The following is a 25,762-nucleotide window of genomic DNA, read 5'->3' as shown; positions in this document are numbered from 1 at the left end:
CGCGTCGGGCTAGCGTCCGTGGCGCATGCACATGCCCTGCTCGATGTGGCGGAAGCGGCTGGTGGTGGTCAGCTTGTCCCTCGCGGTGCTGGGTGGGTGCTCCAGCTCGGATGACGACGGAAAAACACCCACGGGGGATGCGGGGACGAACAATCCCGACGGCGGGGGCGGCTCACCGGATGGCGGTGGCACGGCCAGCGGTGACTGCCCGGGAGAGGCGTTCCTGGAGTCGCTGGGCGAGGACCGGCTGCTGGTGGGCGCGCAGATGGAGGACAGCACCGCGGCCAGCGCGCCGTTCGACGTGCACTACCTGTACATCGCCAGCGGGCTGGTGGACTCGAACAACGTGTGCACGTCATGCACGTCGGGCTGCAACGCGGGAGGCGCGTCCTGCTCGAATGGCGCGTGCGCGTGGTGGGGGTGCTGGCAGGACTTGTCGCAGCCGCCGGGGGACTACATCCGCGGCTTCGTCTCGCGCGCGGCGGGGCGGCAGCAGCTCCCGTTCATCACGTACTACCAGCAGCTGTTGGGCAGCGTGGGCCCCTCGGGCGAGGGCGAGCAGCAGCTCACGGCGCTCAACGACGCGGCGGTGATGCGGCGCTACTTCGCGGACTATCGCTTCACGCTGCAGCAGGTGGGCAGCGCGCGCGCCCTGCTCCACCTGGAGCCGGACCTGTGGGGCTATCTCCAGTTCTTCTCCAACGGCAATCCGGACTCGGTGCCCGCGCAGGTGGCGAGCGCCAACAACACGGACTGCGCGGGCATGGCGAACACCGCGTCGGGCCTGAGCCGCTGCATGATTGCGATGGCGCGCAAGTACGCGCCGAACGCGAAGGTGAGCCTGCACGCGAGCCCCTGGTCGACGCGCGTCGACGTGTACCTCAACACCAACGCTTCCTTCGACATCGCGGCCGAGGCACGCAAGGTGGCCGACTTCCTGTCGAAGCTGGGCGCGGCGGAGACGGACTTCATCGTCGTGGAGGCCTCGGACCGCGACGCGGGCTTCTACGACAGCATCGGCGAGGAGACGTGGTGGGACGTGGACAACCGCAAGCTGCCCCACTTCCGTCAGGCCTTCACCTGGGCCGCCACCATCTCCGAGCGGCTGGGCAAGCCGAACTTCTGGTGGCAGCTGCCGGTGGGCAACATGAGCCTGCCGAACAACAACACGCGCTGGAAGGACAACCGCGTGGACTACTTCTTCTCGCACACCGCGGAGCTCGCGGCCGCGCACTCCGTGGGCTTCTCCTTCGGCGCGGGTGAGGAACGCCAGACGTCGCCGGAGAGCGACAACGGCCACCTGGCCGGCCGCGTCCGCGCGTACAAGCAGGCCGGTGGACAGGTGCCTTGCGTGAAGTAGCCGCCCGGAAGGAAGCGGGACCGCGGTGACTCGCGGTCCCGTCGCGGCTCAGAACAGGCGTGAGTAGGTGGGCTTCGCGTCCAGCCTCGGCGTCCACCGCTGGCCGTCGCGCGGCAGCCAGAGCAGGTGGAAGCGCTCCGCGGGCCCCTCGTAGCGCACCGTGTGCTCGCCGCGCGTCAGCACGAACTGCGCCTGGGTCACCCGCTGGCCATCGATGAACAGCGCGCCCGACTCGAGCACGGATGCGGGCTCGACGAAGTAGCGCCCCTGTCGCACCGCGAGGAAGCGGTCCTCCAGCCGGTCCCCGGACGTCACGGCGTAGCGCCGTCCCCACAGGAACAGGTCTCCGTCATACGGCTGGTAGTGCGTGTCGAGGAACCCGCGCAGCCCGGGCGGCAACCCGGACGTCCGCAGGTCGTCCACGCGCAGCACGCAGCCCTTCTCCACCAGCGCCTCGGGGACCTCGCGCGCCAGCAGGTCCGGGATGGCGCCGCGCAGGTAGGCATCCGTGTAGAAGTAGAAGTGCGCGTGCGGCCGGCTCACGGCGCCACCGGAGTTGTCATAGACCACGTCCTCCGGCCCCGTGAGTGTGGCGATGCGCTCGAACACCTCCCGCTGTCTGGCATTGCCGTCCCCGTCCAGCAGCGACTCCAATCGCCACATCTGGAGACAGACGAGCACGCCCAACGCCACGACCAGGGCGCCCCTCGCGCGCACGTGCTCGACGAGGAACCCCACCCCACGCGCCATGAACGGCGCGAGCACCCCCAGCCAGGGCAGCAGGCTGTACGGGAAGGGCGCGCGCTGGAGCGCATAGGAGCCGAACGTCGCCACCACCGCGAGCAGCAACGGCAGGTCCGCGTCCGCCCAGCGCTCGGGGCCCTCGCTCCACCACCGCCTCACCGTGGCCGCGACGCCCAACCCCGCCAGGCCGAAGAGCCACGGCTGCTCACGCAGCACCGGCCCCAGGTAGTCCCACGGCGAGAAGCCGGGATAGTGACGCTGGTGCTCGGCGGCCCACACGAAGCACCACTGCCACCACGCGCTCCACGACGCCGTCACCGTGAGGTACGCCGCCACCGCCCCGAGCCCCACGCCCGCGCCCGACAGGAACATCCCCGGATGCGTCACCAGCGCTGGTGCGCGCCCGCGCCGCGCGACGAGGTCCACCGCGAGCACCGCGCCCACCACCCCGCCGAAGAACAGCACCTTCTGCGAGGCCCACAGCGCGGCCACGTACGACAGCCCCGCCACGAAGCCGAGCCACCGCGTCCCCGGCCGCACCGACAGCGCCGCGAGCGCGCCCAGGAACAGCGCCGTGGACAGCGCATCCGGACGAATCTCCGTGGCGAAGCGCGTGAAGGGCACCAGCGAGAGCAACAACAGCGGCCCCAGCCAGCGCACGGCCCGGCTCTCGCGCCGGTTCAGCACCACCACCGCGAGGCAGCTCCCCGCGAGCGGCACCAGCATGGCCGCGCGCAACGCGAGCACGACCTTCGGCGAGTCCCCCAACAGCCAGAACACCGGCGCCAGCCCCTGGTACACGAGCGGGAAGTGCACCTCGAAGAAGTCCCGGTACGGCACCTGCCCCTTCGAGACCAGCCACGCCGCATGGGCATACTGGAACTCGTCGATGCTGAAGGCCTTGTGCAATGCCAGTCGCGCGGCCAGCACCCCCAACCCGAGGAGTCCCAGCCCAAGTCCCACGCGCGCCCACCGTGCGTCCGTCATCGGCCGCCCTCTTACCTCGAATCCCTCCCGCCTCCTGGGGTGGTCCTGACCGCATGAACCGAGCATCAACTTTTAATAGTAGGGAACTATTTTGACCCAGTTGTGCATCCCGGTCTTTCCGTGTATCTCGTCTTTACCCTGTGAGCTTCAAGGGGAGCGGGCCGCCCCCTCATCCCGTGACGACACCTCCAGGTCGGGGCGGCCCGCGTCATTTCGCAGAGGGGGAATCACCACATGTCTCAGCACCATCCGTGGGGCGCGAAGCGCTCCGCGATTGCCCGTTCATGTCTTGGGGTCGTGGGAGCCGTGGCGTTGGTTTGGGGAGCCGTCGCGCCGGGGAGCGCACAGGCGGCCCTCCAACTGCCCGGGTTGGACCTCACCGCGCACTGCGTGCAGCGTTATGGCTCGGGAGCCTTCGCCACGCTGACGGCGAACAATGCCTATGGCTGGTCCTGCTACAAGAATGGCCAGTACCTGGGAATGGACCTCAACCAGGCGTGCCAGACGCAGCACACGAATGGCTTCCAGGCCGCGTATCGCAACTTCAACGACGCCTATTCCTGGTACTGCCAGCTGCGCGCGAACTACACGTCGCAGCAGGGGCTGACGCACTCGCTCTTCGTCTGGAAGGGGCAGTACATCGCCCTGCGCACGCCGGACACCACCACCTGCGCGAACCCGACGAAGGAAATCACCGCGCAGATGGCCCTGCTGGTGGATGGGTTCGACCGGGGCTACACCTTCTACAAGGACGTCACGGGCGCTCAGCCCTCCCTCTTCCGCAACTACTTCGGCTTGAACAGCATGGCCGTGCTGCCCTCCGGGTACGCGACGGGCTGCGGCAGCTCCACGGACCCGGCCTGCGGTGAGCGCGGCCAGACGGGCATCGAGTTCCGCTACAACCTGTACCAGACGGACATCTGCGCGGAAGCCCTGGTGGGGACGCTCAACAACACGGGCTTCTACGAGCTGGGCCGCAACTTCTGGTTCTATGAGAACCAGCTCGCGTCCACCAACGGCAACTACGCCCACGCCATGGTGACGGGCTACGCGGTGCTGATGCGCTTCCTGTCCATGGACTATTACGCGCTGCCCGTCTCCACGGGGCACGCGAGCCTCTACAACAACGTGAAGGCCCTGGCGAACACGTACCGCATCGCCACGGCGCCGTGCACGACGCCGGGCGTCTCCGGCACGCGCGTCTCGCCGGGCAGCACGACGTGCTACCAGCATGACTGGGCGAACACGTTGCTCGTGAAGCAGGGGGTCGGCGGCATGGACACGACGGACCTGTTCGCCTCCTTCGTGCTCCGGCTCAAGCACGTCCATGGCTGGCCCTTCATCTTCCAGCTCTGGCGCAAGGTGGGCGCCATCACCGGCACGGCGACGAGCCCCTACACCTCGGCGGACAACTTCGTGCTCGCCGCCAGCCGCGCGGCCAACGTCAACCTGGCCGACGTGTTCGAGATTGCCTGGCGGTGGCCCGTGAGCATGTCCGTGCGCAACACGCTCCAGAGCGAGTTCGGCAATCCGGTGAGCTCCACGCCGTATCTGTGAACCTGGCCCGAGATGGGCGGCGCGAATCGCCGCTCACCGGTCCAGCCGACGACGGGAGCGGGCGCGCGCGGCATCGAGCGCCGAGTCCACGCCGCCCTCCCCCGCTGGCTTCGCCCCGGAGGTGTCTGTCTTCGGCTCCGGGGTGCTCGAAGTGGACGCGGGCGACTCCAAGGCGCCCCGTGTGCTGTCGGGTGTGGGCATCGTCACGCCGGGAGCGGCCCCTCTCGGCGTGACGGTGCCCTGTGAAGTCACGGGGGCCGCTGTCGCCACGCGCTGCCGTGGCGCGGAGAGGAAGCGCCGCACGGCGACCTCGGCGAGCAGCACGAGCATCGCGAGCGAGATGAGCCAGGGCGCCAGCGCGAGCTGTCCCTCGGACTCGGGGGCCTCGGCGAAGAGGCCCGTCATGGACAGTCGCTCCACACCCCCGCCCACGGCGGCGAGGGCGCGCAGCAGCGCCAGTCCCTCCTTCGGGCTTCCCGGCTCGAACTCCGGGGCGTACGGCAGCGCGACGGGCGGCGCCCTCAGGGCGCGCGTGCCCACGCGCACCACCGGGTGCCAGGTGCCGCTTCCCTCCAGCGGGAGCTCCGCCACCAGCCGGTCATCATCCTCCCAGCGCATGGGGACCTCCACTGGCTCCGACTTCCCATCACCCGCGAGCAACATCATCGAGGGCAGCGTGCCGGGCAGCGGGGCATCCGGGGGCAGGTCCAGCGTCACGCGCAGCAGGTGGCCCCGGCGTTCGGAGCGCACCACCGCCTCACCCAGCGGAGACGAACCCGCCAGCGTCCAGCGCACCATCGCCTCCAGCGTCGCGCGCAGCGAGCCCCACTGGCGCAGCTCTCCGGTGAACGGGCCGTCGACCTCGGCGGTGAAGGCCACGGTGCGGCCCGCGCCCCGGGGCCACATCGCGAGCACCGGCGCCGCGTGGGTGTCGAGCGTGCGCAGCGCCACGTTGGCTTGAGGGCGCAGGTACGTGAGGTTGTAGCCACCCACCTGGGGCAGGCCGTCGGAGGGGAGCCGACCCAGGAGCGGCAGGTCGGGCGCGGCCTCCATCGACACGGGCTCGTCGATGAACGTGGCCCGGGCCACCGCGAGCGTCTCCTGGCTGAAGATGCGCGGCAGGCTCATCGCGTCCTCGGCGAAGTAGATGCGCCCGCCGCCGCGCTGGGCCACGTCCATGAGCAGCTTGGCGTCGGAGTCCTTCGGCGTGCCCAGGCCGATGACCGACACCGTCACCGACTTGGACTGGAGCTCCTCGAGCGTACGGCGGAAGTCGTCGGGCTCCTCGGAGTCCGCCGCGTCGGAGAAGAGCAGCACGTGGCGCGTGGCCTTGTCGCTCTGGAGGATTTGCTTCCGGCCGGAGCGCAGCGCCTCGCCCACGTAGATGCCTCCGCCTCCGCTGAAGCCCTGGGCGACCTTGTCGAAGGGCAGGCCCGCCTGCACGGAGCGCAGTGGGAAGATTTCGTGCGTCTCCGTGTCCACCATGTGCACGGAGGCCTCGTCCTGGGGGTTGAGCAGTGAGAGCGCGGCGACGACGCCCTCCGCGGCCACCTCCATCTTCGTGCGCCCGTCGGGCACGGTGGCGCCCATGGAGCACGAGCAGTCCATCAGGATGCTGATGGCGATGGAGGCGCGGCGAACCTCCTCGCGCATCTCCAGCGACACGGGCAGCAGGGGTTCGATGGGTGAGCGACGGTAGCCGCCCTCGCCGAAGCTCTCGCGACCGCCCGTCATCACGAGCCCGCCGCCGGCCTGCTCCACGTAGGACGCGAGCGCGTTGAGGCCCGGTTCGCCGAGCAGGTTCGCGTCCACGTTCTCCAGGACCACGCTGCCCACGCCGTCGAGGTCATCGAGGGACAGTCGGAAGGGCGCGCGGACATCGACGAGCAGGCCCGTGGCCTGGAGCGCCTGCGCGAGCGTGCCCTTGGGTTGATGGGTGAGCAGCAGCACGCGGCCCGGGCCCTCGACGCGGAGCACCGCGAGGCCCTTGTCGTTCTCGACGACGCCGTCACCGGGGACCTCCACGGTGAGCTGGTAGCGCGCGAGGCCGGGTTCCTCGATGAGGTCCCTGAGCGGCAACACGTTGGGGCCGGGGAGGAAGTCGAAGGGGCCTTTCACGATGACTCGGCCATTGCGCTCCAGGCGCACGGTGCCGGTGACGGCCGCCGAGGCATGCACCTGGGCGGAGAACTGGAAGGGCTCGCGCGTGGCCACGGAGGTGGGCACGTCGAGGGAGACGACGGCGACGTCCAGCGCGGGCTCTGGCCGGGCGAGCTGTCGCCAGTCCACGGCGATGCCCCGTGCCGCGAGCCGGCGTGCAGCGCCTCGCGCATCCGTGCCGGTGGCGCGGCCATCGGAGAGGACGAGCACGCGGCCAGTGCGCTCCTGCGGGATGAGGACATTGGCGGCGTCGAGCGCGGCGGAGAGGTCCGACGCCTCCGTGTTCAACGGCCGGCTGAAGCCTCCGAAGGCGCCCATCGAGGACAGGGGTTGTTCCACCCGGGCCTCGCGGCCGAAGGTGATGACACCCACGCGGTCCCCGGGACGCCGCTGTGATTCCAGGTGCGAGACGAGCTCCTGCGCTGTGCGGTCCACGTCGCGAGGCATGGAGGCGGAGCGGTCCACCACGACGACCACGTCACTGCCCGCATCCTCGCGACGGCAGCTCGGACCGGAGAGCGCACCGACCACCAGCACGAGCAGCGCGCCGCGCAGCCACATGGGTGGACCCGGCCTGCGGCCGTACTTCCACAGGAAGAGACCCAGTGGGATGAGCAGCATCCACGCCTGGGGGAGCGTGAAGGTCATGACACCCACCTCGCGACGTGGACGTCCTTCATCAGGACTCGCGAGAGCCGCGCCGTGGCCACCATTCGTGGGAGCGCGAATCCCCCAGTGACGTAGAAGTCGCCCATCAGCGTGCGTGGAGACGGCATCACGGCCGGCCTGGCGGGAACGGTGAAGGTCATGACACCCGCCTCGTGACGTAGAAGTCGCCCATCAGCGCGAGCAGGAGCAGCACCAACGGCCAACGCATCCGCTCGGACGCACCCGCACCCTCCTCGTCCTCGCCGGACTCACGAGGAGGAAGGTCCACGCTGCCGCGTCCACGAAGGTCCGACTCGCGCGCATCCATCGTCAGCACCGCCGCGGCATCGACGACTTCGCCGTCGCGCTTCAGCTCGTAGCGGCCGGGCGAGGCAGGCGGAGGCAGACTCACCGCGCCAGCGCCGAACACGGGCCGCTCCCCCTCCGGTCCCACCAGCGTGTAGCGCTCGCCAGGAAGCGTCACCACCTGGAGCGGCTCGCCCAGCGAGAGCTGCCTTCGCGCGAAGCCCTCTCGCGAGCGACGCGCCTCGCGCACCACGTTGCCCAGCAACACCGGCCACGCGGACACACGCTGGACGTTGGAACGGGCCAGGTCGATGTTGAGGTGAACACGACCGTCGTCCCCCTCGGACACCAGCACCGCTTCCCCCGCCGTGATGAGCGGACGTCCAGGCGGGTTCTCTCCCGCGGACCAACGCACCCCCGCGAGCTGCACGTCGTCGAGCAACGGATGGCCCTTCTCGGAGAAGAACGGACCCACGAAGGTCCGGGGCTTGCCCGTCGCCCCCACCGTCACCCTCGCGTCCGTACCTTGTGAACCGATGAGCAACACGTCCCCCTCCGTCGCCTCGCGCGACAGGTCCGGGATGGCCGAGACGAAGCGCTCCAGCGCGCCCCGCTCCAGCGGCCCCAGTCCCTGCGCCAGGCGCACCGCGAGCGGCCGCGCCGACGACACGGGCAGCATCGCCCGGTTGTCTTCCGGCAACGCGTCTGGCGCGATGGAGACGCTCACCTCTCCGGCATCCTGGAACGTGACGCGCACCGTGGCCGTCTCTCCGTCCTTGAACGACACCGTCTCCGCGCGCGACGTCCCTTGCTTCGCGCCCGCCCCAGGCTGTGCGGTCATCCGCACCGACACCGAATCCGGGCTCGCACCGAAGCGCGCCACCCGCAGCGTCACCGTCGACGCGCCGCCCTCGTCCTTCCTCTGCGCGGAGACGAGCGCCACGTTGTCACGCGCCGTGCCCAGCGCCGTCCATCGCACCGGCGCGGGAACCACGAGTCCTTCGACTGGCGGTGCATCGGTGAAGAAGTCCACGTTCTTGCCCGGACCCGCGAGTTCCTGTGCCCACAGCAGCGTGGGGATGGGGTCATGGTCCGCGCCCATGGCCTCGAAGGACCTCAGCGCGGCCAATGCCCGCGACGGCTCCGCCTCCGGCCCTGCGAGCACCCGTGGCGTCAGGCCGGTGGCCAGCAGCGTCACACGCGTGGCCTTCGCGGTGTCCACGCGGTTCGAGGCTTCGCGGCGAACCCGCTCCATCACCGACACGTCGTCGGGCCCCCGCGCGGACATGGACAGGCTGCCGTCCACCACGAGCACCAGGTGCCGACTCCGGGCCGACTCGCCCAGTCGAACGTCCGCCAGGTACAGCGCCGCGGCGATGACCGCGAGCACCTCCAGCAACAGCGACACCTCGCGCGTGAAGCGCTCCCAGCGAGGCCCCGCCTCGGCGCGAGGGCTCGGCGTGCGCCACAGGAACAGCGCGCTCACCACCACCGGCTTCTGACGACGCCGCAGGAAGTACGCCGCCACCAACGGCACCAGCGCGCCCAGGGCCAAGAGCCCCCAGGGGAAGCCGAAGCTCACGCGCCACCTCCCACTCCGAGGGCCGGGTCGATGCTCCCGAGCGCGCGCTCACAGCCGTGCATCGGAGCGAAGCCTCGCCACACACCGCTCGAGGACGCGCGCTCACCTCCACGCGCGAGAGGAGGCCGCCGCCCCACACCTCGACCACCCGGGGCACCGGAGCCCGAAGCACGCACGCCCCTCACGCGCCACCTCCCGCCACGAAGAGCGGATGCAGCGGCCCCGCCACCAGCGCGGCCAGCGACTCCGTGGCGGGCGCCGTCACCAGCCACCCACGCGCACGCAGCGCCGCGCCCCGCAGCAAGCGCTGATGCTCCTCGAAGCGCCGCGCATACGCCGCCAGCACGTCCTCCGTCAGCAACTCCTCCAGCGCCGCGCCGCTCTCCGAATCCACCAACCTCGCGCCCTCACCCCCAGAAGGCGACAGGTCCTCCTCATCCAACACCTGCACCAGGAAGCACCCCGCCGCGCCACGCGACAACCGCGACACCAGCGCCGGCAGGTCCGCCTCGAACAGGAAGTCACTCACCACCACGCGCAGCCCGCAGGGCCGGGGCGGAGGCAGTCGCCCCAGCGCCGTCGCCAGGTCATCCCGCGCATCGAACTCGAGCGCCCGCAGCACCGCCCGACACCCCGCCCCCTGCATCCGCTCCGAACGGACCGCCGTGGTGAGCAACGTCGGGCTCAACCCCTGCCGCGCCGCCACCTCGCACGCCAAGAGCGCCACCTCCTTCGCACACGCGGCCTTCCGCGGTGACAACGCCATGGAGCGCGAGCCATCCACCACCACCTCCACCCGGGGCGACACCTCGTCCTGCCGCACCCGGAGGATGAGCTCATCGGTCCGCGCCACCGCGTTCCAGTCGAGCTGCCGCAAGTCATCTCCCGGCTGGTACGTCCGGAAGTCATGCAGCTCCAGCGAGCTCCCCATCGACGACGCGCGCACCTCGCCCACCCGGCCCCGGTGTGGCCCTCGCGGCAGCGCCAGCGCGAGCCCCGGGGCCAGCCGCCCCACCGCCGCTTCGTCCATGGGAACAGGCCCGCTCACAGCCGATGGGCCCGCTTCTCACGCTCGGCGAGCACCCGGTCGGCCATGAACGCGCACAACAGCGCCAGTCCTCCCAGGAAGCCCACCATGGCCCAGGACATCTCGGGCAGCCCCGTCGAGTAGTCGTGCGACGAGAAGTTGGCCACCCCCACCACCGGGTTCAGGAGGTTGATCAACGAGTCGCCCGCCTCCAGCCCCACCACCTCCGCGAAGAGCGGCGGCAGGCCCGCGGCCACCCCCACCGTGGCCACGAAGAGCAGCCGCACCGCCGCGGGCGAGGAGAACCGGTCCGACTTCGGCATCCGCCCCAACAACAACGCCAGCGACAGATAGAGGACCGCATACGCCGGCATCACCGCCATCACCATGCGGAACGGCTCGCTGCGCGACGACGTGTGCTCGGAGAAGTGCGCCGCCAGGAGCCACGCCACGTTCCAGCCCACCAGCAGCAACACCGTCAGCCGGAAGCCCCGCAGCGCGCCCGGCCGCAGCAGCGACCACGGCCCGGTGCCCGCTCGCAACGCGCGCGCCTGTCCATCCACGTCCGAGGCCATGAACAGGCTCACCAGCGTCAGGTGCACCGTCCCCAGCGTGGCGAACACCTCCGTCACCACGTGCTTCTGGTCATCCACCCACCAGAGCACCAGGCCTCCCATCAACGCCAACACCATCTGCGCCGCCACGGCCCGACGCGGGCCGCGCGTGTAGTCCTCCGTGGACAGCGACAGCCGCGACGCGGCCACCTCGAACAACAGCCACCCGTCCAGGAACATCACCCCCAGCGTGATGCCCATCGCGAGCAACACCCCATCCGTGTGCAGCAGCCGGTCCGCCGCGTCCGTCAATGCGTTGGCGATGCCGAGCGCCATCACGAACGCGAGGCCCAACGCGCCCAGCACCACGAAGTGCACCAGGCCGCGCCCCATCCGGCTGTCCGCCAGCGTCGACGCGCACACCGCCACCACCGTGAGGAACACGAGCCACGCCGCGCTCAACCCCAGCACCACGAGGATGGTCGGCAGCGCGATGCCGTTGAGGTAGTAGCTGAAGAGCAGGAAGGGCCCCACCGCCGAGGCATACAGCGCCGCCTGCACCAGGAACGACAGCACCTTGCCCCGCAGAATCCTCCGAGGCCCCAGCCCCGTGAGCACCAGCAGCACCCACGTGTCGTCCTCGCGCTCCCGCGCCAGCGAGCGGTACGCGCTGTACGGAATCACGAAGAAGTGCACCACTGCCAGGCACACGAAGAATGCGTAGAAGTACGTCTGCCCGAACTGGGAGAACGCCGCGTCCCGCGTCTGCACGAAGGCCACCAGCGACAGCACCACGCACGACAGCAACATCAACCCGAAGCACGCCCAGAAGATGCGCGTGCGAAAGCCCTGCCGGACCTCCTTCACCACCAACGGGTTGAGCCTGTCCCCCCAGCGCGCCTGGAAGTCGCCACCACTGGCGGGCACCGCGCCACCGGCCGACTCCGCCACGGGCGCACCCGAGGCCGTCTCCATGGGTGTGCTCACGCGAGCCTCCCCTTCGTCACCGTCATGAAGGCATCCTCGAGGTTGCGCTCGCGCATGCCGAACGCGCACACCGGCAGCCCCGCTGTCACCAGCGCCGCCAAGAGCGCCGCCGACGCCACGTCCGCGCCCGTGCCGGGCTCCAACTCCAGGCTCACGCGCAGGGCCTCACCCTCCTTCGACACCCGCGACACCCGCGGCTGCTCCAACAAGAGCCGCTCCGCGCGCGCCCACGCACCTTCCGACTCCGACCCCGCCGCCAGGCGCACCGTCAGCTCCACCGACGCGAGGTTCGAGTCCTGCTGGAGCAGGTCCTCCACCTTGCCCGTGGCCAACAGGCGCCCCTGCTCGATGATGGCGCACGTGTCGCAAATCTCGGCCAGCTCCGTGAGGATGTGGCTGGAGATGATGACCGCCTTGCCCTGGTCCGCCAGCGCCCGCAGCAGCTCGCGCAGCTCGATGCGCGCCCGGGGGTCCAGGCCATCCGCCGGCTCGTCCAACAGCAGCAACTGGGGGTCGTGCAACAGCGTGCGCCCCAACGCCACGCGCTGCCGCATGCCCTTGGACAGCGCGGTGGTGAGCTTGTCCGCCAGCGGCCCCAGGCCCGTGAAGCCCATCACCGACTCCACGCGCTGGCGCCGCTTCGCGCCCGTCAGCCCATAGGCGCGCGCGAAGAAGTCCAGGAACTCGAAGACGGTGACGTCGTCATAGGTGCCATACCGGTCCGGCATGTAGCCGATGAGCGGACGCACCTTGTCCGGCGTGTCCACCAGCGAGTGGCCTCCGAGCAGCACCTCACCGGACGTGGGCGCGTCCAGCGTCGCGAGGATGCGCAGCGTGGTGCTCTTGCCCGCGCCGTTCGGGCCGATGAACCCCAGGATGCTGCCCGCCTCCAGCTTGAAGGACACGTCATCCACCGCCCGCAAGGGGCCGTAGTCGCGCCTCAGGCCCTTCACCTCCAGCAACGGACTCATGGCCTCACCTCGCCCCGAATCAGATGCACGCCCGCCTCCACCTCCGCGCTCAAGGCGCTGGTGGGCAGTGGGCCCGGGCCACTCGTGCGCACGACGAACTCCTTCTCCTTCAAGTCCCGCTGGAAGAGCGGCAGCGCGCCATGGAGTCGGTACTGGGCCGCGGGGGTCATGCCCGTCTCCACCAGCGTCTCCACCGCGGTGGCCTGCGCGGGCCCCAGGTTCGGCTCCGGAGCCCCCAGCACACCCTCCTCGCCATCCGCCAGCCGGGGCAGCCGGCGCACCTGTCCGTTCCAGCGCACGGCGCCTTCCTCCACGGCGACCCCCAGCGCGTTCTGGACCTTGGGCTCGCCGCCCGTCTCGACCAGCACCAGTCGGGCGCGCGAAGGCACCACCGCGAGCTCTCCCCACTCGCGATAGGTGCGCGGCGGCAGGAAGCCATCTCCCACGGTGAGCCCGCCCGTCCAGTCCATGTCGGCCATCAGGTCCTCCGTGTCGTGCGGAGCGATGAGCACGCTCGAGGCGGGCAGGCGCAGCGGGTCGGGCGACAGGTTCGCGTACCAACCCGACAGCCCCACCGTCACCGCGCGGGCCCGGGCACCATCCAGGTACGTCAGGCTGTAGCGCGCCGTGTGCACCGCGAAGCCATCCACCAGCACGGACCAGGCGATGAGCACCAGGCACGTCACCAGCGACACGGCGGGCACCGCGATGAGCACCGCCACCGGTCCCTTGCGCTTCGTCAGCCACCAGGCTCCCGGCCCCACCAGCAGCGCGAACGCCGTCATCAGGAGCAGGAACGGCCCCACCGGCGCGCGCGCGGTGCCCAGGAGCGGCGCCTCGTCATCGCCGAAGGACACCCTCGACGCCCACCGCGCGCGCAGCCCCTGCGGACGCGTCTTGCCTCGGTTGTCATCCGTGAGGCCCGACAGCTCCGACTGAATCTTGTGACGACACGTGGCCTTGGAGTCGTCGCAGGTCCACACGCCACCGAAGGCATAGGGCCCGTCCTGGACCGGGACGGACTGGAGCAGTTGCAGCCGCTCGCGCAAATCCCTCGGCGGGTTGGCGACGACGAGCCGGCCGCCAGACAGCGCATACGATTCGAGCACGGCCCACACGTCCGCGGGGACCTTGGTCGCCGTCTCCGTGAGGACCACCATCTCGAAGCCCGCGTACGCCGCCAGCTCGCGCGGCGCGTCCTGCGCCTCGATGAAGCGCACGGCGAACAGCGGGTCCTCCTGCTCGGGCGTCTTGGACAGCCCCGTGGCGGCCTCGAAGGACTCGCTGTTGCCCACCACCAGCACGGGCTCGAAGCGATCATTGTCGGGGAACAGGTGCTCGGTGATGGGCGGCAGGCCGGGAATCTCGACGGTCAGCGAGCCGGAGTGCCAGGCCACGGGCGCCATCAACCAGGTGACCAGCCGCTGGCGGGGCGCCAGTTCCACCGTGCGCACGACAGAGTGCGTGACGTCGCCATAGGAAGGACGGAACGACAGGTGCACCGGATGCGGCTGGGCGTCTCCGTTGTGCAGGGTGACCTCCGCCGCCCAGTAGCCACGCTGGGGCTTGAGCGAGCCCCGGCGCACCGTGACGCGCAGGTAGTCCTGGACGAGCGAGTCCACCGAGCCGCTCGCATCGCGGTAGCCGGTGGGCGACTTCACGGCCGTGGCGGCGCTGGCGACGTCCACCGCGGCGGCCACATCGACCGGCTCCGGCGAAGTCCCCAGGAGCAGCCACATCGACAGCACCACGACGCTAGTCACGCGGCACCTCGGGCACGGCCTGTAGCAGCGCGCGCACCACCTCCGACGCGGACACCTTCTCCAACGAGGCCTCGTACGCGAGCACCAGCCGGTGGTTGAGCGCGGCGGGCGCGGCGGCCACCACATCATCGAAGCCGACGTTGGGCCGGCCGTGCATCAAGGCCCGCGCGCGACCGGCCGCGGCGAGCGCGAGCGCGGCGCGGGGGCTCGCGCCAAACCGAACGAAGCGGCGGACGACCTCGGGAGCGGAGCCCTGGCGCGGGTCGCTCGCCTCCACCAGCCGTCCGATGAAGTCCGCCACCGGGCCGGGCAGGTGGACGCGGTCCACGGCGCTGAACAGGCGCGCGAGCCCCTCCGCGTCGAGCACGGAGGACAGCTCCGGCGGCGCGCCGCGCACGCGCGTGGTGAGCAGCGCGCGCAGCGTCTTCGCGCCCACCGGTGGCACTTCGATGCGGAAGAGGAAGCGGTCGAGCTGCGCCTCAGGGAGGGGATAGGTGCCCTCCAGCTCGATGGGGTTCTGCGTGGCGAGCACGAAGAACGGGTCCGGCAGCGCGCGCGTCTGGCCGAGCACCGTCACGCGGCGCTCCTGCATGGCCTCCAGCAGCGCGGCCTGCGTCTTGGGGCTGGAGCGGTTGATTTCGTCCGCGAGCACGAGGCTCGCGAACAGCGGGCCCTCGCGGAAGACGAAGTCACGGCGGCCCTCGCCCTCCAGCACGTAGGTGCCGGTGATGTCGCCGGGCAGCAGGTCCGGGGTGAACTGGATGCGGCGGAAGGGCAGCGCGAGCAGCTTCGCCAGCGACTTGCACAGCTCCGTCTTGCCCAGGCCGGGCAGGCCCTCGAGCAGCACGTGCCCGCGCGCGAGCACCGCCATGACGACCTGCTCGACGACGGTCTGCTGGTCCAGCATGACGGTGTCGAGCCGAGCCTTGAGCTGGTTCGCCACCTCCGCCGCCCCCTGTGCCTCGGCGGGACTGAGAAGTTCCCCTGCCACGTGTGTTCTCCCCTTCCGGACTACTCTCCACCAAAGTACCGCTTCACGAGGTCGCGATTGCGAGGCAACAGCGGCTGTCCGCCGGTCCCCGCCGCCGCGTCACCCTGAGCGCTCGTCCCCTGACCGCGCGCCGCGCCCCGGGGCCCCGTGCCTCGCCGAGGGTCCGCCGCCTCGAGCCCCCACAGCTCACCGGCCTCGCCGCCATGTCCCTCCGGAAGCGGCTCGAACGCGAGCCGCTCCGGGTCCATCTCCGCCGCGCCCCCGAAGACGAGCGGGTTCGAGCCGCCTCCTTCGGAGGGAGCGCCCGAGCCCACGCCCTGGCGCACCGACCGGCTCGCGTGGCCCTGGCTGTTACCGCGCCCGCTGCCCTGACCCTCGCCGCCCTCCTGTCCCTCGCCACCCTCCTGCCCTTCGCCGCCCTGTTGTCCCTGGCCGCCCTGTTGTCCCTGGCCCGATTGCTGGCGCGTGCCTTCACTGCGCCCACTCGCGCCCTGTTGACGACGCGAGTTCGAGCGCTGGTTGCAGGCCTGGGCACCTTGCCCCTCACGCGGCTCGAAGCGCTGGGCGAGCGACTGCCTTCGACGCTCCAGCGACTGGCGAAGTTCCGAGATCTGGTCCACCGAGCCGGAGGACTGGGCGCGAGCCTGTTCCTGTCGCGAAGCGCCCTGCTGACCTTCACGTTGATTGCCGCCCTGTTGCCCGGAGTTCGACGCGCTCTGGTCGCCGTTCTGTTGCCCCGAGTTCGACGTGCCCTGTTGCCCGGAGTTCGATGCGCCCTGCTCGCCGCCCTGTTGCCCCGAGTTCGATGCGCCTTGCTCCGAGCCCTGCTGCCCGTTCTCCGAGCCCTCTTGCGCCGAACCTTCCGCGCCCGAAGACTGGAGCGCCATGAGCGCGCGTTCGAGGGCTTCGCGCTCACGAGACGCGGACTCCGCGCCACCCGCCGCGCCGAGAGCCTCCTCCAACTCACGCGCGGCCTCGGAGGCCTGGGCCAGCTCGGCGGCGGCCTCGGCGGCGCGCTCGGCGAGTCGACGCTCCATCGAGTCGGCGGCCTCCCAGTCACCCGAGTCGAAGCGGCCCGAAGCCACCTCTTCGGACAGTCGACGCAGCTCGTCCTCCACGGCCTCGCCCAGGGGCTCCTCGCGAGCCAAGGCCTCCGCCTGTGCCTTCACCGCGTCCACCTTCGCCGCGGCGGCGGCATGGACACCCCGAGCCGCGCGCGGTGCGGGCAACGGCATCAAGAAGCCGATGAAGGCGAACAGCAGCGCGCCCATGAGGGCCGCCACGGGGCGATGCCACTTCAGCTTCGGGGACTTCACCTCACGGGCGAGCTGATTGACGGAGAGCTCCCACTCCCCCACGGGGCGCTCCAGCCGGGTGAGGAGCAGTCCGCCCGCGTTGGCCGAGCGGTCCGCGAGCACGGCCGCATGTTCGAGCGAGACGTGGCGAGCGCGGGCACGCCGCCACCACCACGCGAGACCCGCGAGCACGAGGGGCGGCAAGGCCCAGACGCACTGCTCGCGGAGCAGCAGCCGGGCCAGGACGCAGGCGGTGCTGGTGGCCCAGAGTGGAGCGAGGCCCGCCTCCGCCCACGCGAGGGCATTGAGGCGTCGCTGCACGCGGCGCACCGGAGCAAGCACCAGAGCCTGGAGGCGGCGTTCTTCGCTGGCGGCCATGAGGAAGGACCAGTGTCGGACACTCGGGGTGCCCGAACAAGCCGCTCGGTGTCGGACGTCGGAGCGGGCGGGTGGGCGGCGTTCGTGTCGACCTGAACGGTCGCCTGCTCTCGAAGGGCGGGAAAACACCCAGGCACTGCCCTGAACTGAACGGGGGGCGACAAGGTGGGCTTTGCCCCGGAAGCGGCGCGCTGTCGGAATGCCGCGCATCGCGAAGCATCCGCTTTCCGGGGGGAACCCATGTCGACGCGAGAGGCGAAATCGAACGAGGTGCGCCAGCCGCGCAAGGACTTCAGCGAGACGGCGTGCAGAGCCCGAGGCAACGAGGTGACTCGGCGCACCGCGCGCTCGCGCTCGGCGCCGGAGTTGTTCGGGCCGGCGGAGCAGCTCCAGGTTCCGGGCGCGCTCACGGCCTTCGTTCCGTTGGAGCCACAGCCGGAGCCCTCATGGCGCCCAGGCATGGGCGTGATTCCGTACGACGGTGGCGCGACGTTCCGCGTGTGGGCGCCGCATGCGCAGCGCGTGCAGGTGGTGGGGGACTTCAGCCACTGGCACGCGGTGGAGCTGGCGCGCGAGCCCTCGGGCAACTTCTCCCGGGACATCCCGGGGGCGTACAACGGACAGCAGTATCAGTACATCGTGCAGGGCCGGTACGGTGACTGGCGCTGGCGCAACGACCCGAGGGCCGCGGACGTCACGCACTCCACGGGCAACAGCGTCATCCTGGACCATCGAGACTTCGTGTGGCGGTACGACGGGCACTTCCAGATGCCGGCGCGTCACGAGACGGTCATCTACGAGCTGCACATCGGCACGTTCCACGACTCGCCGGGTTGGGGGCCGGGGCACTGGTTGAGCGCCATCGAGAAGCTCGACTACCTGCGGGACCTGGGAGTGAACCTGGTGGAGCTGATGCCCTCGGCGGAGTTCGCGGGGGACTTCTCGTGGGGCTACAACCCGACGTTCCCGTTCGCGCCGGAGAGCACGTATGGCGCGCCGAACGACTTGAAGCGCTTCGTGGACGAGGCGCACCGGCGTGGCATCGGCGTCATCATGGACGTGGTCTACAACCACCTGGGGCCCAGTGACTTGCCGCACTGGGATTTCGATGGGGAGACGTTCGGCCGAGGGGGCGTGTACTTCTACGCGGACTGGCGAGCGAACACGCCGTGGGGAGACACGCGCCCGGACTACGGGCGGCACGAGGTGCGCGACTATCTGCGCGACAACGCGTTGATGTGGCTGCGCGAGTACCACATGGATGGGCTGCGATTGGATGCGACGAAGGAGATTCGCACCACGAGCGGCGTGGACAATCCGGCGGGCTGGGAGTTGTTGCGCTCGATCACCGAGGCGGTGAAGCGCGAGTTCCCGTGGAAGCTGCTCATCGCGGAGGACATGGCGGCGGACCCGGCGGTGACACATTCGCAGGGGGCGGGGTTCGACGCGCAGTGGGACGCGGCCTTCGTGCACCCGGTGCGTGCGGCGCTGACAGCGCCGTTCGACGAGTGGCGGGAGTTGAGCGCTGTCCGGGACGCGCTGTACTTCCGCTACAACGGTCAGTCGATGCAGCGGGTCATCTTCACGGAGAGCCACGACGAGGTGGCGAACGGCCGCAGTCGGTTGCCGACGGAGGTGTCGCCGTACAACCCCGGGGACGTGCTGGCGAAGAAGAAGGCGTTGCTGGGCGCGGCGCTGACGCTGACGGCGCCAGGGATTCCGATGTTGTTCATGGGGCAGGAGTTCCTGGAGGACGGACACTTCGATGACGGGGACCCGTTGGACTGGAACAAGTCGGACTGGTTCGGAGGAATCCTCCAGGCACATCGAGACCTCATCCGCCTGCGGCGCAACTGGCACGACACGAGCGCGGGGTTGCGCGGTGAGGGCGTGAACGTCTTCCACCTGAACCACGACGACAAGGTGCTCGCGTTCCACCGGTGGCAGCACGGTGGAGCGGGTGACGACGTGGTGGTCATCGTGAACCTGGGGCACCGGACGTTCAGCGGGTACGAGCTGGGCCTGCCCTCGGATGGACTGTGGCGGGTGCGGTTCAACAGCGACTGGCAGGGCTACTCACCGGACTTCGGCGGCACGCACGTGCACGACTTCTGGAGCACGTGGGGGGAGCGGGACGGAATGCCCGCGCGCGGAGCCGTGTCCCTGGGCGCGTACAGCGCGGTGATTCTCTCCAGGGACCGCTGGTAACCCGAGAGCTTTTGCAGAAAGTGAGGGGCCTCACTCCCTGGGCCTGTCACCCAGTACTTACAGCGCCTAACGAAAGTCGGGGATAGGTTGGTCGCAGGGAAGACCCATCTCCAGGCTGAAGGGCATGGTCCGCGAACTCGTCCCTGACGCCTTCTGGCAGCGAGTGGCTCCCTTGCTGCCTCCGCCTCGCCCCAAGAAGAAGCTGGGGCGTCCTCGAGCGGACGACAGAGCGGCGCGGGAAGCCAGCGTCTTCGTGCTCCGCAGTGGAATCCCCTGGGAGATGCTGCCCCGCAAGCAGTTCGCCCTATCGGGCATGACGGCCTGGCGCCGGCTTGAGGAATGGATCCGGGCTGGGGTGTGGGAGCGCCTCCAGGAGCGGTTGCTCGACGAACTGGGGTTGCGCGGCAAGGTCGACTTCTCCCGGGCCTCCATCGACTCCTCGTCCGTCCGGGCGTCAAAAAGGGGGCCCTCACAGGCCCAAACCCGACGGAAAGAGAGAAGGCGGGTAGCAAGCATCATCTTCTCGTAGACGCCCACGGCCTGCCGCTCACTGAATCCGTGACTGCAGCCAATGTGCACGACACCCACGAACTTTCCCGCTCCTCGACTCCGTGCCCGCGGTGAGGACGCCGTCGGGCCAGCGCCGGCTCCGTCCTGGGAAACTGCATGGTCAGAAGGCCTACGCATCGAGGAGAAACCGACGTGGTCTGCGCCTGCGCGGCATCACTCCTCGCATTGCGCGTCCGGGCGTTGAATCCAAGGAGCGACTGGGGCGCTACCGCTCCCTGGCCTGGAAGAACCAGCTCCGCCGACTTCGAGTCCGCGACGAACGCAGGGACGACGTCCACTTCGGATTCCTCGTCCTCGGCTGCTGCATCATGCGGCTGCGCCGCCTCAGCTCTGACATTTGTTAGGGGCTGTTAGCTCAACAATCGCCCTCACCGATGCACTGGGTACGCTTGCAACAGAGTACACCTACGAACCCTATGGAGAAGCAGCCTACACCGGGACTGCCGGAACCAGCGCACAGACATTCGCAGGGCGAGAGGACGATGGCACTGGGCTCTACTATTTCCGCGCGCGATACTACAATCCTAAGCCAGGGAGGTTCCTCCAGCCGGAGCCGTTATCGCAAGACCCTGAAGCAATTCAGGTGTACGCGCTACTGGGGCAGGGACTGCCGTTGTATGCATACGCATCCAATAACCCTCTCACCTACAATGACCCAATGGAAGAAAACCCGGTTGCAGTGGCAATTGCTGGCGCAGCGGTTGGCGGTCCCATTGGGGCGGCAGTCGGCGCAGCCGTTGGATATTGCGCTACACACCCAGGAGCCTGCCCCTGGATTCCAATGCCCTGGGATCCGCCAGCCGATGATATTTCGCAAAATCCGCCTGTACCTCCGGGCGCTTGCCCCATGGGAAAAGGAGAACGCGGCTTCTCTGGCAACTCGCACCAAACAAACAACCCCTTAAAACAAACACACCCAACACCGGACTAACCAGGCAAACTCGAATACGGGCGCCCCAATCCGGCAAGAAGACAATCAAACCCAAGCCTCCCGGATTCAACGAATGGTGCGACGGAAAAAAGTAGCAGCGGGCCACTCCCCGAAGGATTCAATCGAACCCTTGGATATCGCCGCAATGGAAAGAGCTTGGGATCTCGAAGACGTACCCGACATGCCTCGCAGAGCTCTTTTCCATGCGTACCTTGTAGCTGCACGCGCCGGAAGAATTGAGGCAATGACAAACGTCGGACTCCATCTCATGTACGGAGATGGAGTCCAACGGGATGCCGGGCAAGCGCTACGGTGGCTCAAAAAAGCCGTCGCCCAAGGTGACTCAGTTGCAGCATTCAATCTCGGTCTGTTCTATGAACAGGGGACGCAGATCCGGAAGAATAGGAGGCTTGCGGAGAACTGGTACAGGAGGGCCGTTGCTATTGGACTCTCGGAAGCTCAGTCAAATCTGGCAAATCTTCTCTTTGCGAGTCCCATTCCAAGCCAATGGGCCGAGGCGGTAATCCTCTACCGCGCAAGTGCTCGGCGAGGTAGCGCTGCGGCCATCTACAGCCTCGCGACTGCCTACGAGCAAGGCAAAGGCGTCAAGCAGAGCCTGGAGCGAGCGATTCGGCTGTATGAGAAAGCGGCGAACCTTGAGGATGTTAACGCTCAATGTACATTGGGCTGGCTATTGCTCAATGGGGCGCGAGGCTCTCCGGACTACTTGGGGGCGATTCGGTGGTATCAGCGGGCAGCAAAGCAAGGCAGCACCAGTGCGTTCTTCAGCCTGGGACAGATCTATTCAGAAGGTCTGGGGGTCCCCAAGTCCAAGACGAGAGCTGTTCAGCATTTCAGGAGCGCCGCAAGTGCGGGCCATTCTAAGGCAGCCGAGCGACTTCGCCAGCTTGGCGAACCCCTCTGAGCACACATCGCTCAGGGACCGCTGGTAACCTGCGGGCGGATGCTGCTCGCCCGACCCCCTGACCTCGCTCCTCGCGCTCCGTGGCCGGACATGCCCTTGGTGGTGTGGCCGGCCGCGCTCGCCATGTGGGGCCCTGGGGACATGTCGTCGAAGCATGCCCACCACGCGATGCACCTCATGCTGTGCCGCACGGGCACGCTCTCCATTCGCGTGGACTCGGCCAAGAAGGACGCGCGCGCGGCCGGAGTCCTCGTCGGTCCCGATGTCCCGCACGCGCTCGATGCCCGAGGCGCGGAGGTCATCCTCCTCTTCGTCGAACCCGAGAGCCACGACGGCCTGCGCCTGCGCGCCTCGCTCACCGAATCCGTCCGCCTCTTCGACGAGGCCGCGCGCGACGCCCTGCTCTCCAGTCTGCCGCGCGAGGGCCCCATCCCCCACGCGGACATCGGCCCGTGGATGGAGTCCACGCTGGAAGCCCTCGCCGGCCCCAGCACCACCAACGCACCTCGCATGCACCCGCGCGTGCGCAAACTCCTGCGCCACCTGCGCTCCGACCCCGCTCCCGAGGACACCTCCCTCGAAGCCCTCGCCGAGGTCGCCGGGCTCTCCTCCGGCCGCCTGATGCACGCCTTCACCGAGTCCACCGGCGTGCCCCTGCGCCCCTATCTCCTCTGGCTCCGACTCCAACGCGCCGCCGGCGCCATCGCCTCCGGGCGCACCGCCGGGGAGGCCGCGCACGCCGCCGGCTTCTCCGACTCCGCCCACCTGACGCGCACCTTCCGGCGCATGTTCGGCACCACGCCCTCCTTCCTCCAACGTCGCAGCCAGTTCGTTCAAGCCCAGGCCAAGGCCCCCGACGCATCTTGAGCAGCGTCAGGCCGGGACTCCTCCCGACCTCCCGCGCCAGGAGCCTCGCCATGTCCTTCGCCCTCGTGCTGCTCTCGTTCTTCGCCCTCTTCCACCTGCCCCCGCTGCGCAGGCTGCCCGCGCTCTCCACCCCCGCGAGCCGCGCCGCCGTGGCCGCGGGCCTCTTCTTCATCGGCGCCGGCGTCATGCACTTCCTCATGCCCGCGCGCTACGACGCGATGATTCCGCCGCAGCTCCCCTCGCCCCGCTTCTGGACACTCTTCTCCGGCGTGCTCGAAGTCGCGGGCGGCGTGGGCCTCCTCCTCCCGCGCACCCGCAAGCTCGCGTCCCTCGGACTCATCGCGCTGCTCGTGGCCATCCTCCCCGCGAACATCCACGAGGCCTCGGCGAACTCCGCCTCGCACGTACTGCCCTTCCCGGACTGGTACTTCTGGCTGCGAATCCCCTTCCAGCTCATCTACATCGCCTGGGTGGCGTGGGCCGGTGGACTGTTGCCCTCCCAAAGCCGTGCGAGGCGCGCCATGGCTGGTTAGGCTCGCCGCCCCATGAACTTCCGTCATCTTGGTCGCAGCGGTCTGGCCGTCAGTGAAATCTCCTTCGGCAACTGGCTCACACACGGCTCCCAGGTGGAAGAAGACGCCGCGCTCGCGTGCGTGAAGGCCGCGCAGGACGTGGGCATCACCACGTTCGACACCGCCGACGTCTACGCGAGCACCCGCGCCGAGTCCGTCCTCGGCCGCGCCCTCAAGGGCCAGCGCCGCGCCAGCTATGAGCTGTTCACCAAGGTGTACTGGCCCACCGGCCCCGGGAAGAACGACTGGGGCCTGTCCCGCAAGCACATCATGGAGTCCATCCACGGCTCGCTCTCCCGCCTCCAGACGGACTACGTGGACCTCTACCAGGCCCACCGCTTCGACACCGCCACGCCGCTCGAGGAGACGATGCTCGCGTTCGCCGACATCGTCCGTCAGGGCAAGGCCCTCTACATCGGCGTCTCCGAGTGGACCGGCGACCAGATTCGACAGGGCGCGAAGCTCGCCCGCGAGCTGAAGATTCCCTTCGTCTCCAGCCAGCCCCAGTACTCCATGCTCTGGCGCGTCATCGAAGCCGAGGTCATCCCCGCGTCCCTCGACGAGGGCCTCGGTCAGATTGTCTGGTCCCCCATGGCCATGGGCGTGCTCACCGGCAAGTACCTCCCCGGCAAGCCGCCGCCCGTGGGAAGCCGCGCCGCCGACCCCACCGGCTCGCGCTTCATCGCGCGCTTCCTCAAGGAGGACGTGCTCACCCGCGTGCAGAACCTCAAGCCGCTCGCGCAGGAGGCCGGCCTCACCATGGCCCAGCTCGCCGTCGCCTGGGTGCTCCAGAACAAGGGCGTCTCCTCCGCCATCATCGGCGCGTCCCGCCCCGAGCAGGTCCACGACACCGTGAAGGCCTCCGGCGTGAAGCTGGAGCCGGAGCTGCTGCGCCGCATCGACGCGGTGCTCGGCCCCGTCATCGAGCGCGACCCCTCCCTCACCGAGGTGCCCGACCGCAAGATTTGAAGCCCCACGCGACGCGCCGGGTCTCCACGTGAGCCCCGGCGCGCTCGCGCCGCTGCACCCCGTCGCCGCGCCGCCCTATACTCGCGCCCAGGTCCTTCTCCTGGAGGTGGCGTGTGCGTTGGTTCGTAATCTCCGCAATCCTGTTCGCGTCGAGCGCGTCCGCGCAGACGCCCGAGTGCAAGGCGGCGAAGAAGGAGTACGTCGAGCGGGAGGGTCAGCTCACCACCCTGAAGCAGGCCCGCAAGGACATGCGCGAGGTGCTCGTCGCCGCCAAGAAGGGCCGCGCCCACAGCCGCGCGCTCGACGCGCTGGAGAAGGCCGACGACGCCATGGAGGACGCCGTCAAGCGCGCCACCTCCGAGCAGTCCCAGCGCGACAAGCTGACCAAGGAGATCTGCAAGTAGCCGCGCTCGCGTGGGCCCACGTCAAGCCGTTGTCACCCACTGCGCGAAGCGCGCATCCAACACGGGCGTCGCCCGGTCGACGGCGGCCCACGCGTCGTCGTCCAGCACGGGCTCGTCATGACCATGCGGCCCCTGGCGCATCCCGAAGACCTTGCCCAGATCATCGCGGATGAAGCTGCCCCCCATGTTGTGGAACCAGCCATGCGCGAAGCGGCGCAGCCCTGGAGCATCCACCAGGTGCCGGTCCCAGAGTCCCCGGGACAGCGCCGCGTCATACAGCACCGAGCCTTGGGCTTCCTGGTTCCGCACTCGCCCAAGCAACACGCCATGCGCCGCGAAGCGGCCAGCGTCGAGCAGCCCGCGCCGGGCACACCACCCCAGGAAGAGCCCCGCCTGCGTCCGCTTCGTCGTGAGCTCCTGGGCCATGTCCAGGTTCAGCCGAACCCCCAGCCCCACCTTCTTGGTCTCCACCTCGAGCAACAGCCCCGCCTCCGCGTCCAGCACCCGCGTCCAGTACGGAGGTCCCTTCGGCGACAGGCCCCGCCGTCCCGTCGGCGCTCCCAGCACGGCCTGCGCTGCGTCCGCGCTCATGTCGAGGGACACCCCCAACGGCAACGGCTCCGGGAAGCCCGGCTTCAGCCACACCGCGAAGAGATACGGCAGACAGGCGGCGGCTCCCTTGCGGATGGGTGGATAGGACTCGTGCAGCACCCGGTGCGTGAACAGCAGGTCCACGCCGGCGGCCTTCGAGGTGACGAAGGCGGAGTCCTCCGCGTCGGAAGTCGAATCGGGCACCGTCCCACCCACCCCCGTCACATAGGCCATCACGGCCGCGTCGTCGGCGCGACGACCCACCAGACGCGCGAGCTCACGCGCCCTTGGGGAGAGCGCCGCCACGGCCTCGCTGTCCTGGCGCGGGTTGGAGGGGGTGGTGTCGGGTCGAGCGATGTCTTGAGTCATGGGAGCACGGTACCCGGAGCTCCGGAGCGCCACCAAGAGGCACCTG

At 69.5% G+C, this 25,762-nt stretch carries 20 protein-coding genes and 1 pseudogene; 10 read left to right on the top strand and 11 right to left on the bottom strand.

All coding sequences use genetic code 11. The features are described 5' to 3' along the window. Window positions 1-31: 31 nt before the first annotated feature. Window positions 32-1,360, top strand: coding sequence for a hypothetical protein (locus LXT21_RS12455; RefSeq protein WP_254038334.1), 1,329 nt, complete (start codon window positions 32-34; stop codon window positions 1,358-1,360). Between the two features lie 48 nt (window positions 1,361-1,408). On the opposite strand, the gene LXT21_RS12450 is transcribed toward LXT21_RS12455, so the two are convergent. Beyond that, entirely contained in the window at window positions 1,409-3,091 is a 1,683-nt protein-coding gene (locus LXT21_RS12450) for a hypothetical protein (protein WP_254038333.1), read from the bottom strand. Window positions 3,092-3,397: 306 nt separating this feature from the next. Here LXT21_RS12450 and LXT21_RS12445 point away from each other — a divergent pair, with 306 nt between their 5' ends. Beyond that, a complete protein-coding gene (locus LXT21_RS12445; RefSeq protein WP_254038332.1) occupies window positions 3,398-4,648 on the top strand; it encodes a calcium-binding protein in 1,251 nt (416 codons plus the stop codon). 33 nt (window positions 4,649-4,681) lie between these two features. On the opposite strand, the gene LXT21_RS12440 is transcribed toward LXT21_RS12445, so the two are convergent. From LXT21_RS12440 to LXT21_RS12400, 9 genes are all read right to left on the bottom strand, one after another. Next, window positions 4,682-7,456, bottom strand: a complete 2,775-nt coding sequence (locus LXT21_RS12440) for a VWA domain-containing protein (protein WP_254038331.1) — start codon at window positions 7,454-7,456, stop codon at window positions 4,682-4,684. Beyond that, window positions 7,453-7,617, bottom strand: coding sequence for a hypothetical protein (locus tag LXT21_RS12435; protein ID WP_254038330.1), 165 nt, complete (start codon window positions 7,615-7,617; stop codon window positions 7,453-7,455). Before LXT21_RS12435 ends, LXT21_RS12440 begins: the two co-directional genes overlap by 4 nt. After that, entirely contained in the window at window positions 7,614-9,344 is a 1,731-nt protein-coding gene (locus tag LXT21_RS12430) for a vWA domain-containing protein (RefSeq protein ID WP_254038329.1), read from the bottom strand. The genes LXT21_RS12435 and LXT21_RS12430 overlap by 4 nt, the downstream gene beginning before the upstream one ends. A gap of 181 nt (window positions 9,345-9,525) precedes the next feature. Next, the gene (locus LXT21_RS12425) at window positions 9,526-10,374 is read right to left on the bottom strand and encodes a DUF58 domain-containing protein (protein ID WP_254038328.1); all 849 of its coding nucleotides are present in this window, start codon (window positions 10,372-10,374) and stop codon (window positions 9,526-9,528) included. Window positions 10,375-10,388: 14 nt separating this feature from the next. Further along, a complete protein-coding gene (locus LXT21_RS12420; protein ID WP_254038327.1) occupies window positions 10,389-11,912 on the bottom strand; it encodes an ABC transporter permease in 1,524 nt (507 codons plus the stop codon). Then, entirely contained in the window at window positions 11,909-12,883 is a 975-nt protein-coding gene (locus LXT21_RS12415; protein WP_254038326.1) for an ABC transporter ATP-binding protein, read from the bottom strand. Before LXT21_RS12415 ends, LXT21_RS12420 begins: the two co-directional genes overlap by 4 nt. Further along, a complete protein-coding gene (locus LXT21_RS12410) occupies window positions 12,880-14,646 on the bottom strand; it encodes a hypothetical protein (RefSeq protein ID WP_254038325.1) in 1,767 nt (588 codons plus the stop codon). The genes LXT21_RS12415 and LXT21_RS12410 overlap by 4 nt, the downstream gene beginning before the upstream one ends. Further along, a complete protein-coding gene (locus LXT21_RS12405; RefSeq protein WP_254038324.1) occupies window positions 14,639-15,637 on the bottom strand; it encodes an AAA family ATPase in 999 nt (332 codons plus the stop codon). The genes LXT21_RS12410 and LXT21_RS12405 overlap by 8 nt, the downstream gene beginning before the upstream one ends. A 20-nt stretch (window positions 15,638-15,657) precedes the next feature. Next, a complete protein-coding gene (locus tag LXT21_RS12400; RefSeq protein WP_407666980.1) occupies window positions 15,658-17,253 on the bottom strand; it encodes a hypothetical protein in 1,596 nt (531 codons plus the stop codon). 297 nt (window positions 17,254-17,550) lie between these two features. Here LXT21_RS12400 and LXT21_RS12395 point away from each other — a divergent pair, with 297 nt between their 5' ends. The 8 genes and pseudogenes from LXT21_RS12395 (at window position 17,551) to LXT21_RS12365 (ending at window position 24,756) form a co-directional block, all read left to right on the top strand. Beyond that, window positions 17,551-19,518: an alpha-amylase family glycosyl hydrolase gene (locus LXT21_RS12395; RefSeq protein WP_254038322.1), complete on the top strand. Its 1,968-nt coding sequence runs from the start codon at window positions 17,551-17,553 to the stop codon at window positions 19,516-19,518. Between the two features lie 124 nt (window positions 19,519-19,642). Next, window positions 19,643-20,432: pseudogene (locus LXT21_RS45625) on the top strand (IS5 family transposase). Beyond that, entirely contained in the window at window positions 20,426-21,019 is a 594-nt protein-coding gene (locus LXT21_RS12390) for an RHS repeat-associated core domain-containing protein (protein ID WP_254038321.1), read from the top strand. The pseudogene LXT21_RS45625 and the gene LXT21_RS12390 overlap by 7 nt, the downstream one beginning before the upstream one ends. Window positions 21,020-21,149: 130 nt before the next feature. After that, entirely contained in the window at window positions 21,150-21,944 is a 795-nt protein-coding gene (locus tag LXT21_RS12385) for a tetratricopeptide repeat protein (RefSeq protein WP_254038320.1), read from the top strand. 141 nt (window positions 21,945-22,085) lie between these two features. Continuing rightward, window positions 22,086-22,811, top strand: coding sequence for a helix-turn-helix domain-containing protein (locus LXT21_RS12380; RefSeq protein WP_323394360.1), 726 nt, complete (start codon window positions 22,086-22,088; stop codon window positions 22,809-22,811). 50 nt (window positions 22,812-22,861) lie between these two features. Next, on the top strand, window positions 22,862-23,344 hold the full coding sequence (locus tag LXT21_RS12375) for a DoxX family protein (RefSeq protein ID WP_254038318.1): 483 nt from the start codon (window positions 22,862-22,864) through the stop codon (window positions 23,342-23,344). A gap of 12 nt (window positions 23,345-23,356) precedes the next feature. Next, window positions 23,357-24,352: an aldo/keto reductase family protein gene (locus tag LXT21_RS12370; RefSeq protein ID WP_254038317.1), complete on the top strand. Its 996-nt coding sequence runs from the start codon at window positions 23,357-23,359 to the stop codon at window positions 24,350-24,352. Window positions 24,353-24,465: 113 nt separating this feature from the next. Continuing rightward, window positions 24,466-24,756 carry a hypothetical protein gene (locus LXT21_RS12365; RefSeq protein WP_254038316.1) on the top strand — a complete coding sequence of 97 codons (291 nt, stop codon included), beginning with the start codon at window positions 24,466-24,468 and terminating at the stop codon, window positions 24,754-24,756. A 21-nt stretch (window positions 24,757-24,777) separates the two neighbouring features. Here LXT21_RS12365 and LXT21_RS12360 read toward each other — a convergent pair whose 3' ends face one another. Further along, entirely contained in the window at window positions 24,778-25,716 is a 939-nt protein-coding gene (locus LXT21_RS12360; RefSeq protein ID WP_254038315.1) for a hypothetical protein, read from the bottom strand. Window positions 25,717-25,762 lie beyond the last annotated feature (46 nt).

Origin of the sequence: Myxococcus guangdongensis (genome assembly GCF_024198255.1) — a bacterium.
In the GTDB taxonomy this organism is placed as follows: Bacteria; Myxococcota; Myxococcia; order Myxococcales; family Myxococcaceae; genus Myxococcus; species Myxococcus guangdongensis.
The sequence above is the reverse complement of the archived record's forward strand: the minus strand, read 5'-3'. Positions and strand labels throughout refer to the sequence as shown.